General features: G+C 55.4%; 15 protein-coding genes. 6 read left to right on the top strand and 9 right to left on the bottom strand.

Annotated features, from left to right (window positions below):
* Window positions 1-68: 68 nt before the first annotated feature.
* On the top strand, window positions 69-623 hold the full coding sequence (locus F3J28_RS10585) for a GNAT family N-acetyltransferase (protein ID WP_166875663.1): 555 nt from the start codon (window positions 69-71) through the stop codon (window positions 621-623).
* Here the strand turns inward: F3J28_RS10585 and pbpG are convergent, their stop codons facing one another.
* The gene (gene pbpG / locus F3J28_RS10590) at window positions 624-1,565 is read right to left on the bottom strand and encodes a D-alanyl-D-alanine endopeptidase (protein ID WP_166875666.1); all 942 of its coding nucleotides are present in this window, start codon (window positions 1,563-1,565) and stop codon (window positions 624-626) included.
* Between the two features lie 161 nt (window positions 1,566-1,726).
* Entirely contained in the window at window positions 1,727-2,314 is a 588-nt protein-coding gene (locus tag F3J28_RS10595; protein WP_008456316.1) for a Yip1 family protein, read from the bottom strand.
* Window positions 2,315-2,478: 164 nt separating this feature from the next.
* Between F3J28_RS10595 and F3J28_RS10600 the strand changes: the two genes are divergently transcribed.
* A complete protein-coding gene (locus F3J28_RS10600; protein ID WP_166875669.1) occupies window positions 2,479-3,042 on the top strand; it encodes a DedA family protein in 564 nt (187 codons plus the stop codon).
* Here the strand turns inward: F3J28_RS10600 and F3J28_RS10605 are convergent.
* Window positions 3,039-3,608, bottom strand: a complete 570-nt coding sequence (locus tag F3J28_RS10605; RefSeq protein ID WP_166875672.1) for a TetR/AcrR family transcriptional regulator — start codon at window positions 3,606-3,608, stop codon at window positions 3,039-3,041. The two genes, F3J28_RS10600 and F3J28_RS10605, sit on opposite strands and share 4 nt — an antisense overlap.
* Before the next feature lie 105 nt (window positions 3,609-3,713).
* On the opposite strand from F3J28_RS10605, the gene F3J28_RS10610 reads away from it, so the two are divergent.
* The 3 genes from F3J28_RS10610 to yohP all read left to right on the top strand — a co-directional run bounded on the left by F3J28_RS10610 (window position 3,714) and on the right by yohP (window position 5,204).
* Complete coding sequence (locus tag F3J28_RS10610; RefSeq protein ID WP_166875675.1) at window positions 3,714-4,181, top strand: nuclear transport factor 2 family protein; 468 nt, start codon at window positions 3,714-3,716, stop codon at window positions 4,179-4,181.
* Between the two features lie 91 nt (window positions 4,182-4,272).
* Window positions 4,273-5,010: a class I SAM-dependent methyltransferase gene (locus F3J28_RS10615; RefSeq protein WP_166875678.1), complete on the top strand. Its 738-nt coding sequence runs from the start codon at window positions 4,273-4,275 to the stop codon at window positions 5,008-5,010.
* Window positions 5,011-5,120: 110 nt separating this feature from the next.
* Complete coding sequence (gene yohP / locus F3J28_RS10620; RefSeq protein ID WP_008456306.1) at window positions 5,121-5,204, top strand: small membrane protein YohP; 84 nt, start codon at window positions 5,121-5,123, stop codon at window positions 5,202-5,204.
* Between the two features lie 38 nt (window positions 5,205-5,242).
* Here yohP and F3J28_RS10625 read toward each other — a convergent pair whose 3' ends face one another.
* Complete coding sequence (locus F3J28_RS10625) at window positions 5,243-6,196, bottom strand: MBL fold metallo-hydrolase (protein WP_166875681.1); 954 nt, start codon at window positions 6,194-6,196, stop codon at window positions 5,243-5,245.
* A 78-nt stretch (window positions 6,197-6,274) separates the two neighbouring features.
* Between F3J28_RS10625 and F3J28_RS10630 the strand changes: the two genes are divergently transcribed.
* Window positions 6,275-7,195, top strand: coding sequence for a LysR family transcriptional regulator (locus tag F3J28_RS10630; RefSeq protein ID WP_166876599.1), 921 nt, complete (start codon window positions 6,275-6,277; stop codon window positions 7,193-7,195).
* Window positions 7,196-7,268: 73 nt separating this feature from the next.
* On the opposite strand, the gene F3J28_RS10635 is transcribed toward F3J28_RS10630, so the two are convergent.
* The 5 genes from F3J28_RS10635 to F3J28_RS10655 all read right to left on the bottom strand — a co-directional run bounded on the left by F3J28_RS10635 (window position 7,269) and on the right by F3J28_RS10655 (window position 13,907).
* Complete coding sequence (locus tag F3J28_RS10635; protein WP_166875684.1) at window positions 7,269-8,663, bottom strand: glycoside hydrolase family 1 protein; 1,395 nt, start codon at window positions 8,661-8,663, stop codon at window positions 7,269-7,271.
* 15 nt (window positions 8,664-8,678) lie between these two features.
* Window positions 8,679-10,526 carry a PTS beta-glucoside transporter subunit IIABC gene (bglF, locus tag F3J28_RS10640; RefSeq protein ID WP_166875687.1) on the bottom strand — a complete coding sequence of 616 codons (1,848 nt, stop codon included), beginning with the start codon at window positions 10,524-10,526 and terminating at the stop codon, window positions 8,679-8,681.
* A 136-nt stretch (window positions 10,527-10,662) separates the two neighbouring features.
* Complete coding sequence (gene licT, locus F3J28_RS10645; protein ID WP_166875690.1) at window positions 10,663-11,502, bottom strand: BglG family transcription antiterminator LicT; 840 nt, start codon at window positions 11,500-11,502, stop codon at window positions 10,663-10,665.
* A 161-nt stretch (window positions 11,503-11,663) separates the two neighbouring features.
* Window positions 11,664-12,554 carry a 5'/3'-nucleotidase SurE gene (surE, locus tag F3J28_RS10650; protein ID WP_166875693.1) on the bottom strand — a complete coding sequence of 297 codons (891 nt, stop codon included), beginning with the start codon at window positions 12,552-12,554 and terminating at the stop codon, window positions 11,664-11,666.
* A gap of 24 nt (window positions 12,555-12,578) precedes the next feature.
* On the bottom strand, window positions 12,579-13,907 hold the full coding sequence (locus F3J28_RS10655; protein WP_166875696.1) for an OprD family outer membrane porin: 1,329 nt from the start codon (window positions 13,905-13,907) through the stop codon (window positions 12,579-12,581).
* Window positions 13,908-13,938: the final 31 nt, after the last annotated feature.

Genomic DNA, 13,938 nt, shown 5'->3' on the forward strand with positions numbered 1-13,938 from the left:
TTTTGGGCATAGATTAATGAAGCAGGGTGGAGGCCATCTTCACCCTTTTTCTGCCCAAGGAGCGAAAGATGTCCGCAGTAGAAACTCTGCCTTTCCCTGCCGTACTCATCAGGGAAGCCACCCCCGACGATATCCCCGCTATGACAACGATTTATGCCTGGCACGTGCTGCACGGCAAAGGATCGTTTGAAGAAACCCCGCCTGATAAAAAACAGATGGCCGAGCGACTGGCGGCGGTTCGCGCTCATGGCCTGCCGTGGCTGGTCGCGGTGATTGATAATCAAGTGGTGGGTTACTGCTACGCCACGCTGTACCGCCCTCGCCCCGGCTACCGCTACACGGTTGAGGATTCGGTATATATCGACGCTGCTATGACCGGGCGTGGAATAGGCAAAGCCCTGTTGAGCCAGCTCATCGCGCTGTGTGAAAAAGGGCCCTGGCGGCAGATGATTGCGGTGATTGGCGACGGGGAAAATAATACCGGATCGTGCAAATTACACCGCCAGCAGGGGTTTGAAACCGTCGGATGTTTGCGAAGCGTTGGCTTTAAGCTGGGTGACTGGCGAGACACGGTGATGATGCAGCGCCCCCTCAACGGTGGAGACGGGACGCTGCCGGACTGATTACTCTTCTTCTGAACCTGCTGGGGTGTTGTTCGCCATTTGCGCCGCTTTAGAGCGCTTGTAGCTTAACGCCGCCGCCGGAACCGGGGTCACTTTGCCGGTTTCCATCCAGTTTCGCAGGCGGTTGGCGTCGGCGAAGTGGGTGTATTTCCCGAACGCGTCCAGCACCACCAGCGCCACAGGGCGGCCGTTGATGACCGTGCGCATCACCAGGCAGTGGCCCGCGTTATTGGTAAAACCGGTCTTAGTCAGCTGAATATTCCAGTTTTCGCGGTACACCAGATGGTTGGTGTTGCGGAACGGCAGCGTATAAGCCGGGTTGCGGAAGGTGGCCATATCTTCATGCGTGGTGCTGAGCTGGCCCAGCAGCGGGTATTTCTGTGTGGCCACCAGCAGTTTGGTCAGGTCGCTCGCGGTTGAGACGTTCTCAATGGACAGGCCGGTCGGCTCCACATAACGGGTGTGGGTCATGCCAAGGGACTTCGCCTTCGCATTCATCGCGCGAATAAACGCGTCGTAGCCGCCAGGGTAGTGATGTGCCAGGCTCGCCGCCGCGCGGTTTTCTGACGACATCAGCGCCAGCAGCATCATGTTTTTGCGGCTGATTTCGCTGTTCAGGCGAACGCGAGAGTAAACGCCCTTCATTTCAGGCGTGTGGCTGATGTCCACTTTCAGCATTTCATCCATCGGCAGGTGGGCGTCCAGCACTACCATCGCGGTCATCAGCTTGGTGATGGAGGCAATAGGACGAACCAGATCCGGATGGCTGGAATAGAGAATCTTGTTAGTTTGCAGATCGACAATCATGGCGCTGCCGGAGGCAATCTCCTGACCGGCGCTGGCCGCGTGGGTGGCGACCTTACTGGCCTCTGCCTGCGGGGCAAAAGGCACAGTCATCATCAGCGCAAGGCTGAACAACGATAAACGGATTTTTGTCGGCATGGTGACACTTCTGTAATGATTCCGGAAAAGTAGAGGCTCACCGCTAAGCGTCATCGGGATGACATAAACGTGCGGGGCGCCGGAATCATACTCCGCCGCCCCGCTTGACTGCCAGTTAAGAATCGTAACGTTATATCAAAACTTTCTGTTAATTCGCCCCGTCAGAACAAACGGTAGCCATAACCCCACAGAATCACCGCGACGGCCAGCAGTACTTCCAGCACCAGCACGCCAATGGCCAGGGTTGAGCTGGAAAAACTCATCCCCTCTTCTTTGTCGATGCCGAGGAAGTCCGGCACGCCAACGTAGAGCAAATAGCCGGTGTAGACCAGCGCCAGGGCGCCTACCGCCACGCACAGCCAGACCAGCGGATAAAGTGCCACAATCCCGCTTAAGAACAGCGGCGTGGCCACGTACCCTGCGAAAACCATACAGCGGGCAAGCGACGGACGCTGCGGATAGTTACGCGCCATCCACCAGATAACCCGGCCCATCACCGCGACGCCGCCCAGCATCAGAGCGTAGAAAAGAATGCCCAGATACAGGCCGGTAAACATAGAGAGCTGAACGTAGGTGCCGTCCCCGAAGTTCCAGCCGATTTGCGTGGTGCCGATAAACGCGCAGATGACGGGAATGGCCGCCATCAACAGCACATGGTGAGTGTAGTGATGCGAGACGGATTCGTTCTCGCGCTTAATTTCCTGCATTTCCCGATTAGGATGGGAAAACAATCCCCAGACATGGCTCATACAACCTCCGGACCTGCGGCGCAAATGCTTGCGATACTCCAAGTATAATTCACCTTCAGGTTATTATTTAACCAGACGAAAAATATCTCCGATTCTGTACAAGCCCGGCGGCGATGAGTTGTATGCTTTAGGTAAGTATTTTACATGGAGGAGAGTCCAGCTTAATGGATATCAATGGCTTAATAGAACAGTATGGCTACGCCGCGCTAATTATCGGCAGTATGGCAGAGGGGGAAACCATTACCCTGCTAGGCGGTGTGGCCGCGCATCAGGGGCTTTTAACCTTCCCATTAGTCGTCCTGTCTGTCGCCCTGGGCGGCATGATTGGCGATCAGGTGCTGTTCCTGGTCGGCAGGCATTTCGGCAGCGCCCTGCTGGCTCGCTTTAAGAAGCATCAAAAGAAAGTGGCCAAGGCGCAGGCGCTGATCAACCGCCATCCCTATTTGTTCGTGATTGGCAGCCGCTTTATGTACGGGTTTCGCATCGTCGGGCCGATTATCATCGGCGCCAGCAAGCTGCCGCCAAAGCTATTTATCCCGCTGAATATCTGCGGGGCTATCTTGTGGGCCACGCTGTTTACGACGCTCGGCTATCTCGGCGGTGAAGTCGTCGGCCCGTGGCTGCACAGCCTGGATACGCACCTGCGCCACTGGATTTGGCTTATTGTTGCCGTGGTGCTGGTCGTGGCCGCCCGCCTGTGGTTCAAGCACCGGCAAAAAGAGGATTAACCCTCTGCTGCGGGCAGCAGCGCCAGCCATGCCCGCAGCAGCAGAAGCGCCTCTTCACCGCGGCCATCGCGCTGGGCTTTGACTATCGCCCCGTCAATCACCAGCGCCAGCATTGTTGCCTGCTGCCTGCCTTCGGCATTATCGGGCAAATAACCCGCCAGACATTCCACCATCGCCTGCTTATGGGCCCGGGCAATCGGCAGCGTGTCCGGCAGAGCCTCGGCCATTTCCACCGCCGAGTTGATAAACGCACAGCCGCGAAATGCCTCGTCGTCAAACCAGTTTTGCAAGGTGGCCGCTAACGCTTCCATCACCCCTTTCCCTTCTCCGGTTTGCGCTTCCAGCGTGCGGCTAAACCACGTCATCCAGCGCTGATGGCGGTAGTCCAGAAAGGCACGGATCAGGTCGTCTTTGGCCGGAAAATGCCGGTAGAAGGTCACTTTGGTGACGCTGGCTTCTTTGATGATTCGGTCTATGCCGGTGGCACGAATACCGTCGCGGTAAAACAAGTCGTGCGCGGTGTGCAAAATACGGTCACGGGCGCCGGGGGTCGCAGCAGTAGGCATGATTTCTCCTGTTAAAAATCTATCATGACGTATGTAGACAAATCTGTCTACCCAGGATAGCTTAGAAGAGTAGACAGACCTGTCTACATTTCACAGGAGCAGACCATGACAGTAAAACCCCCGGTTCCCCCGTTTACGCTCGAGACGGCAAAACAAAAAGTTCGCCTGGCGGAGGACGCCTGGAACAGCCGCGATCCTGAACGCGTCTCGCAGGTTTACGCCCTGAATACCCACTGGCGCAACCGCGCCGAGTTTGTTGCTGGCCGTGAAGCCGTCGTCGGTTTTTTAACCCGCAAATGGCAGCGGGAGCTGGACTACCGGCTGATCAAAGAGATCTGGGCACACGACGGGAACCGCATTGCGGTGCGCTTCGCCTACGAATGGCACGATGATTCCGGCAACTGGTTCCGCAGCTTTGGCAACGAAAACTGGGAATTTGATGAACAGGGCCTGATGATTAACCGCCACGCCTGTATCAACGACACGCCAATCAAAGAGAGCGAGCGAGCCTTTTTCTGGCCGCTGGGCCGCCGCCCGGACGATCATCCAGAGCTCAGTTACTTCGGTTTTTAACGGTTTTGCCGCCGGAGCCGGTTTTCTTTCCGGCGGCGTCGCGTCTAAAATTCCTGCTGGCCAATGATGGCCTCAGTAATTAAGAGGATTTATGACGCAAAATATCTATGACGATCCGGCCTTTTTTGCCGGCTATGCCACGCTGGACCGCTCTGTTAAAGGTCTGGATGGCGCGCCTGAATGGGCAAAAGTTCAGGCGATGCTGCCGCCACTGGCGGGCAAGCAGGTGCTGGATTTAGGCTGCGGCTACGGCTGGTTTTGCCGCTATGCAAGAGATGCTGGCGCGGCAAAAACAGTCGGGCTGGATGTATCGACGCTCATGCTCGCCAAAGCCCGTGAAATGACCGATGGCCCCGGGATCGAATATCGCCAGGAAGATCTTTCCGCCCTGCAACTGCCGGCAAACAGTCTCGATCTGGCCTACAGTTCGCTGGCGCTTCACTACCTGGAAGACATTCGCCCGCTGTTTACCACGCTTGAACAGGCGCTGGTGCCGGGCGGCAAGCTGGTCTTTACCGCCGAGCACCCGATCTATACCGCCCCCGCAACGCAGGCCTGGCTGCAGGATCGGGCCGGGCAACGCAGCTGGCCGGTGAATCATTATCAGCAGGAAGGCGAGCGTCTCAGCAACTGGTTTGCCGAAGGCGTGAAAAAGCAGCACCGCAAGCTGGCCACCTGGATTAATGCCCTGATTGAAAGCGGCTTTGTGATTGAAAAGCTCGACGAATGGGGCCCGGAAGCCGAACAAATTGCCCTCAACCCCGGGCTGGCAGAAGAGGCCGAACGACCAATGATCTTCCTGCTCGCGGCAGGTAAACCCCAACGCTAAAGCGCAGTGGTACCTTTTTTTCGATTATTCCGTCTACGGGGAGGCAACTCCCCCGTCTTCGTATCCTTGCCTATACTCAAAAAGAGCCAACTAAAAGGTAAGGAGCGCTAATGAAAATTATTTTATGGGCCATTCTGATTATCTTCCTCATCGGGCTGCTGGTGGTGACCGGCGTATTCAAAATGATCTTTTAAAAACGCGTGGCGCCACGTTGTTGTGGCGCCTTTAGTTATCAATCCGATCGGCTGCTGTAGTTTACCGGCACCCAGCGCCAGGCTTTGCCTTCTTGTTTCACATGACCAATTCCCGGGAAAGCAATGTGCGCCGCCGCGACCCAGTCGCCTTCCTGAGCCGCCAGTTTTAACACCTTCTCACGCGTGGCAACCGCCTGCTGCTGGTTAACATCGAAATGAATCGCCACTTCGGGATCGGGCATCTGCACCGCTTTGGCATGAATAATATCGCCCCACATCAGCATGTTTTGGCCGCCACGGCTAACACGATAAATCACGCTGCCCGGCGTGTGGCCTGCGGCAGGAATGGCTTCGATGCCCGGAAGGATTTCAGCCGGGGCATGAAAAGTGGTGAGCTTACCGGCGTCAATTACCGGACGCAGCGAACGTTCAGATTCAGCAAAGGTATGCCGCTGGCCCGGCTCAACGTCGCTGAGGTGAGCGGGGTTGAGCCAGAAATCGACATCTTTCTGCTCCACGCGAACCGTCGCGTTGGGGAAAGCAGGCTTGCCACGGTATTCCACCCCACCGGAATGATCGGCATGAATATGGGTTAGCAACACCAGAGAAATATCTTCAGGGGCAATACCTGCCGCCCGTAAATTCTCCAGCAGGTGCCCACCCGCAGAGCCAAATAATTCCCCGGCTCCCGTATCAACCAGAATCAGCTCGCGCCCCGTATTGATAACAAAGGCATTGATCGACGTTTCTGCGGCGGGCGTCATCGCGTCCTCCGCCATACGCTGGCGTAACTTCTGCGGCGTGATATGCGTCAGCAATTTATCCAGCGGTACGACTACCGTGCCGTCCGACACCGCCGTAATTTGCCAGTCTCCCAGCATCATGCGGTAATATCCAGGCGATTGCTGCTGCGTTATAGCCTGCGGCGTGGCAAGGACAGAAACGGATATTGTGCCGCCTAAAAGCGTTAGCAGCATGAGGAAAGTTTTCATTTCATTCTCCAGGCAGGTGTTCAGCTTGCCGCCAGTATCCCGTCGGGCGTATCATCACGCCAATTGATTGGAGAAATGATGACTATCAAAGAAAATGATTTCCGAAAAATCGATCTCAACCTGCTGATCGCTTTTGCCGTGCTGTTCCGCGAGCAAAGCGTCTCGCTGGCGGCCGACAAGCTGCACCTCGGGCAGCCTGCGGTCAGCGGCGCGCTGGCAAGATTGCGGGATATGTTCGACGACCCGCTGTTTATTCGCAGCGGCCACCGCATGCAGCCCACCGCGCGCGCAAGCGAACTGCACACCGAGCTGATGCCTCTGCTGGAGCAGCTGCAAAGCGCTCTTTTCCAGCAGGCTGAGTTTTGCCCGGCCAGCGCCAAAGCGACCGTGACCATCGGCATGACCGACTGGGTGGAAATGTGGCTGATGCCAAAACTCATTCCCGCGCTGAAGCAGGACGCGCCGGGGATGCGCATTAACGTTGTCGCCAGTGACCCGTTTACCGACGCCCAAAGGCTGGAAGGCGGCGAGCTGGATATGGCGATCAGCGTGGCGAACCAAAGCGCCCGCTGGCTGGAGCGTGAAGTGTTGACCAGCATGAATTTTGTGACGCTCTGGCACCCGCAGCACATCGAGGCCAGTGCACCGCTGTCGCTGGAAGAATACGTCGCCCATCAGCACGTGCTGGTCAGCTATCGTGAAGCCAACAGCAGCCAGATAGACACCCTGCTGGCAAAGCTCGGGCAGACGCGCCACATCAGCTACACCACGCCGCATTTTGCTGCGCTGCCGGGATTGCTGATGCAAATGCCCGCGCTGGCTACCGTGCCGGCAGGATTATCAGCCAGTTGGCAGAAAACCTGGGGTTTGGCTGCAAGCCCGGTTCCGGTAGACGTTCCGCCGTTTGAGGTTGCTTTATTGTGGCATCAGCGCCATAACAGCGATGCCGCGCTGATGTGGCTGCGCGGGTTTATTCAGCGGCTGGTGAATGTGGCGTAATAGAGCAGAAAGGGAAGAGGGAAACGTATTTCCCTCTTTTAGACTGAATGTAAATTTGCTTTATTTCAGTTAGTTAGCGCTTCAGGCTGCCGCCATTCGTGGCAATCACCTCTTTATACCAGTGGAAGCTTTTCTTTCTCGATCGCGCAAGCGTGCCGTGCCCCTGGTCATCGCGATCAACGTAGATAAACCCGTAGCGCTTCGACAGTTCGGCTTTCGACGCACTAACCAGATCGATTGGCCCCCAGCTGGTGTAGCCCATCACGTCTACGCCATCCTCAATCGCCTCGCCCACCTGCACAAGATGATCGTTCAAATAGCTGATGCGGTAATCGTCGTTGATCGTGCCGTCAGCTTCGGGCTTATCTTTCGCCCCCAGGCCGTTTTCGACAATAAACAGCGGTTTCTGGTAGCGATCCCACAGTATATTGAGCAGGATGCGCATGCCGGTCGGGTCAATTTGCCAGCCCCATTCAGACGCTGGCAAATGCGGGTTTGGCACCATGCTGAGAATATTGCTGCGGGATTTCGCGTTAAGCTCCGCATCTGCCGTCACGCAGCCCGTCATGTAATAGCTGAATGAGATAAAATCAACGGTGTTTTTCAGAAGTTCGCGGTCGTTCTCGCTGATTTCAAGCTGAATGCCGTTATCGCGGAAATAGCGCTGCATATAGCCAGGATAGCGGCCCCGACACTGGACGTCGCCGAAGAACAGCCAGCTGCGGTTTTCCTGCAGCGTTTCCAGCACGTCTTCCGGTTTACAGGTGAGCGGGTACATCAGGCCGCCCAGCAGCATATTGCCGATTTTCGCCTCCGGGATGATTTCGTGGCAGGCTTTCACCGCCAGGCTGCTGGCAACCAGCTGATGATGGATAGCCTGATAAATTTCGCCTTTGTTCGGCTCGCCTTCCAGCCCGACGCCGGTCAGCGGCGCATGAAGCGACATGTTGATTTCATTGAAGGTCAGCCACAGCTTCACTTTATGCTGATAGCGGATGAAAACACAGCGGGCGTAACGCTCAAAGTAGTCAATGACTTTGCGATTGCCCCAGCCGCCGTATTGCTTCACCAGCCACCACGGCATTTCGTAGTGAGACAAGGTCACCATCGGCTGAATCCCGTGCTGCGCCAGCTCATCAAACAGTTTGTCGTAATACGCCAGCCCGGCTTCGTTTGGCTCAGACTCGTCGCCCTGCGGAAAAATGCGCGTCCAGGCGATGGAAATACGCAGGCAGCTAAACCCCATTTCGGCAAACAGCGCAATGTCCTGCGGGTAGCGGTGGTAAAAATCGATGGCGATATCTTTAATACCGCTGTCTCCCGGCACGCGCTCCTTCAATGGGCCAAATACCCCCTGCTGCATGACATCCGAGGTAGAAATGCCCTTTCCGCCCTCCTGCCACGCGCCTTCAACCTGGTTTGCGGCGATAGCCCCGCCCCACAGAAATGTCTTCGGAAATGCTGTCATGTCACTCTCCTTTGCTTAACGTTCTACCGTCAGGAACGGCATACCTGAATTGATGCTGGACTGCTGCGTCACGCGGGTGACTTCCCGGTAATCCTCGCTATTGCTGACAATTATCGGCGTAGCGAGGTCGTACCCGGCGGCGAGGATGGCCTCGCGGTCAAACGTAATGAGCAGATCGCCGGGTTTAATTTTGTCTCCCGGCTGGACGTGGGCAGTGAAGTGCTGTCCCTCCAGCTTCACCGTGTCGATGCCAATATGGATTAAGACTTCAATACCGCTGTCGCTCAGCAAGCCAATGGCATGCCGGGTCTGAAATAGCGAGGCGACTTCACCGTAAAACGGCGCGCGGACTTCGTTTGTCAGTGGAATAATGGCCGCGCCCTTACCCAACAACCCCTCTGCAAACGTAGCATCAGGAACCTGGTCCATCGCCAGTACCGTGCCGCTCATCGGTGCCAGAATGTCTTCATCTCCGGCAATGGCCGTGGGTGATGATGAAGCTGGCGCGCTGCGCGGCAGACCAAAAGCCCAGGTCAGTGCACAGGCCAGCAGCAGTGATAACAGAGTACCGATGATGGCCCCCCACACGGTGCTGTCCATGCCGCCCGGTGGAAGCATCTGCGCCAGGCTGAAAATACTCGCCAGCCCGAAGGAATAAAGATGGCTTTGGCTAAAGCCGACAATGGCCCCGCCAATGCCCCCGGCGATGCAGCCAAAAATGAAGGGACGGCGGTTAGGCAGCGTCACGCCATACACCGCTGGTTCAGTGATACCGAAGATCCCCGCGGTCACCGCTGAGCCCGACAGAACTTTGAGCTTTGTATCACGCGTAGAGAGAAAGACCCCCAGCGCGGCACCGACCTGCCCCATTACCGCCGGCAGCAGGAGCGGCATCAGCGTGTCCTGCCCCAGTACGCTGAGGTTGTTGATCATGATGGGGACCAGGCCCCAGTGCAGGCCGAATATGACGCAGACCTGCCAGATAGCCCCCATAACGGTGCCCGCCAGCCACGGCGCAAAGGCATAAATGGCCTGATAGCCATGCGCCAGCATTTGGCTCAGCCAGGTTGCTGCCGGTCCAATAATCAGGAAAGTCAGCGGCACTACGGCGCCCAGGCAAACCAGAGGCGTGAAAAAGTTCTTCATGGCTGCCGGGAATACCTTATTGCAACGTTTTTCCAGCCAGCAACTCACCCAGGCGGCAAAGATAATTGGGATCACCGAGGAGCTGTAGTTGATAAAGGTGACGGGCAGACCAAGAAAACGTTCAGACTGAGAGGCAGATTCGAAAGCCTGCATAATCAGCGGATGCGTAAGTGCTCCCCCAATGGCCATCGTCAAAAACGGGCTGCCACCAAATTTTTTCCCGGCCGTATAACCCAGCACCAACGGGAAGAAGTAAAACAGCGAATCGCTGGCAGCGAACCAGATTGTATAGGTGGCCGATTCGGTATTTAGCCAGCCGCAAACAACGCTGAGCGCCAGCATCCCTTTCAGGATACCCGAGGCGGCCATCACGCCCAGGAAAGGGGTAAAAATTGCCGAAACGATATCGATAAGCCGGTTCAATAAGTTGCTTTTTTCGCCCTGGATTTCTTTTGTTACGGCCTCTTCACTGATGCCCGCCGCAGCACAGACCGCCGTATAAACATCGTGAACGTGGTTGCCAATCACAACCTGGAATTGCCCCCCGCTCTCCACCACCGTGATAACACCCGGGTTGCTCTTCAGCGCCTGAGGCTCTGCGAGCGAGGAATCATTCAGTTTGAAACGCAGCCTGGTCGCACAGTGCACCAGACTGACGATGTTTTCCTTGCCACCGACATGTTTCAGGATAGCCTGCGCCAGCCCTTGATAGTCCATAACCCTGTTCCTTTTACGTCCCGCCCGCGGGCGATGTCTGCTGAGTAAAGTTAAAAAAAAACCTGAGCCAGCCGCCCCGCAGGGAAGCTAACGCTCAGGTTTTGCCTGCCGAAGCAGTCACAATCCGTTTTGTTATTTAAGCCTTGCGGCTCTCTTTGCGCACTCGCTCAATATGGATAGCGAGGAACATAATTTCTTCGTTGGTCAACTCGCGCTGGTAGCTTTTGGCCAGATGCCGCTGAAGTTTCTCTGCACAGCGCCACGCCAACGGGTAGTTATCTTTCACCGCCGCATGCAGAGCTTCATCATCATCCGCCACGGTGGTGCGGTTCAGCATTCTTTGAGCAAAAAACTTCAAATGCGTGACAAAGCGCTGATAGCTCAGACTCTCGGTCTGGTATTCAATTTGCAGCTGGTACTTCACGATATGCAGGATCTCCTGCATTACGCGGGTGATATCCATCACCTCTGGCATTTCGCCTTCAAGCTGGGCTGTCACCAGATGCAGCGCAATAAACCCCGCTTCATCTTCAGCAAGCAGCACGCCGAGACGCCGGTGAATAATGCCAATGGCTTCCAGCCCCAGAGCAAACTCTTTGGGATATAACCGCTTGATTTCCCACAACAGCACGTTGCGTATCGCCATGCCTTTTTTCTGCCGCTCAATCGCGAAGTGACAGTGATCCGTCAGCGAAATATAGAGACTTTCCTGTAGCTTACCGAGGCGTTCGCGCGCCAGTTGAATAATACGATCGCAGGCGGTCATCACCTCCAGCGGGATCTGGTTCAGCAGCTCGCTTAATCTCGCCACCAGCTCATCGCTTTGCAGGGCAAACACTTTTTCTATTTTGCTGCGATCGAGGTCATCTCCGGGCTTTTTTTGGAAGCCCAGCCCCTTCCCCATCACCACCTGTTCGCGCTGGTGCTCGTCGAGAATAACCACTACGTTATTGTTCAGTATCTTGGCGATTTCCATGGTTACCCCAGAAACAAAAAAACCTGACCTCTGGCAGAGCCAGATGATCAGGTTTTGCCTGCTAAGCGCAGTAACAATCCAACATATGCACTCTATCACGGAGGATATATCGCTCAAGCTCGTAGGGCGAAAACCGTGATAGCGATCGCGACACTGCCTGACTAGTTAGCCGCGGTTTCTGCTGCAAACAGTTTGCGATACTGTTCGTCAAACTGCGGCGCATTCCACTCTCCGTCAAAGACGGTCCAGGTAATATATCCACGGTTTAGCCAGCCGGTATCGGTATCAGCGTCCACCGGCGTCAACACTTTCTCACTCATGATTTGCTGCGCTTTACCGTCAGGCAACAGTTTGTAGTAGTGCTGAGGCACCGGATTTTGCTCATTTTCAACAAATTTCATGCCCTTAATGGCCTGCTTTTCTAACGGCGGATAGTTAATGCTTAACCCCGAACCGGCGGGTAGCAGCGGCTGACCCGGTTGCCAGGTTTTCGCGAGCGTATCCACAAGGCCAACCACGTAGTCGACTGAGTCCGGCCAGAATTTATGCGTACTTGGCCACCCGGCCTTCATCTCCTGCTCGTTGAGAATATAGCCAATACTGGCGGCAATCGACGGATAACCATACCGAACCGCGCGGGCTGCGGCACCGATGGTGCCAGAGTTCAGCTGCGCAACGCCGGTATTGGGACCGTCGTTCACGCCGGAGATAACCAGGTCAGGCGGCGTATCTTTCATCACGCCCAGCACGCCGAAGTCAAGGGCGTCGGCGGGGGTGCCAGGGAAGCAGTAGCGCTTGTCGGCCACCTTTTTAACGTCGAATATTTTATTCGGTTTAAAGGTAATGGCCGAACCAATACCACTTTGATTGGTGGACGGTGCCACCATCCAGACGTCATATCCTTTGGCCACCAGCTTCTCCTGCAGTGAGGTTGTCCCAACCGACTCACAGCCATCATCATTGACGACCAGAATACGCATGGGGCGCTCAGCGGCAAAAGCGGAACCTGCAACTAACGTGAGCACCAGCCCGGCGATGATGTTCTTTTTCATATTCACTCCTTATTTATGACGTAATCAAAATAAATTAAACCGATATTCAACGCGTACGCTTCCCCCTACGCCTTTCGCACGGCGGAAACTATGATTGTTTTCGTCCAGGGATGGCATTCTGCCAGACGTTAATTTCCAGCTATAGCTCGGCCCAAACCCGGCGAATACGTTCAGACCTTTAACCTGCGGGCTATGCCAGAGAAAATAACCCCCATACTCCCACTCTTTTAAATCAACACCTTTGTATTGCATGCCAAAACCGTAATTGCCGTAGATGCCCACTAATAATTCAGGCAAGATCTGATACTGGCTGTATAAATACAGCATTTGTTCACCGTCGTTAATGTAGTCATTGCCCTCGCCATCGGCTTTGCTATTAAAGGCACCCCGGGTGTTTTTACCAAAGTGCCAATAAAAATGACCTAAACCATTATCCAGCGGCGCTCGAGTGTATGACCAACCGAGGCCAGATTCCGCTCGCCCGTATTGATAGCCGACAAGGGCAAAAAGATGTTGTGCGCTGCGGCTGAACCCTCGAGCCCCCTCCCAATCGCTGAGGCCCCGAGCATAGTAGTAAGTGCTTCGCGCCAGGAGATTGAAATCTTTACTAAACGGCACTACGGCATTCGCTTCAAGCCCGTGGCGGAGAAGATAGCTATCGCTCTCAGCGGCAATGTAGCTGATTTTGCTACCTTTTGCCGGAGACCAGCTCAGTTCACTGGTCGCAATGTAGTCAATTTGCTTGTTAGTTTTTAGGGTGCGAAAGCGGCGTTTTTCTGGCTCATCGCGCTCAGAAAAGCGGTTCACAACGGCGGCCTTTGCGCCAAAGTCGTCCCATGCAAACTCGGCGCTAACGCCTTCCCAGGTACTGGGGGCGGCACGGCTGCGGGTGACGTTTAACGCGCCGAATTTATAGAGTTGACGCCAGCCAGCCCAAAGAGAGAGATGCCGCTCAGCGTCGCCCCATCGCGCTTTGGCATACAGTTGCCCAAGCTTATTGAAGCCTTGCGCTTTGCCGTTTTTGTCCCGCAACAAGTCTCTACCGTAGAAGGCATCGTTGGCGTACAGCTTCGCTACGCCATACCACGAGGCATCGACCCCAACGTGATCCCACAGCCAGCCGCTTTGCCAGTCCAGATGCACCGCCTGAGCCCAGGCATTTTGGTCACCAATGTCCTGATCTGCCATCGCGTCGGTAGTATTCAGCATCCAGACATTTTTTAAGGTGGCATCGAGATGACTGTCCATTAGCAGGCCGCCGTCAAAGTGAGCATAACTGGCCAACGCATCGGGCATACCTCCCAAGGCAAACAGCAGCATCATGCCACCGGTTATTTTTGTGCGTGAGTACATGATAAACGTCCCTTGTTTTAATAAAAAAGAA

Origin of the sequence: Enterobacter sp. Ap-1006 (assembly GCF_011752835.1) — a bacterium.
In the GTDB taxonomy this organism is placed as follows: domain Bacteria; phylum Pseudomonadota; class Gammaproteobacteria; order Enterobacterales; family Enterobacteriaceae; genus Cedecea.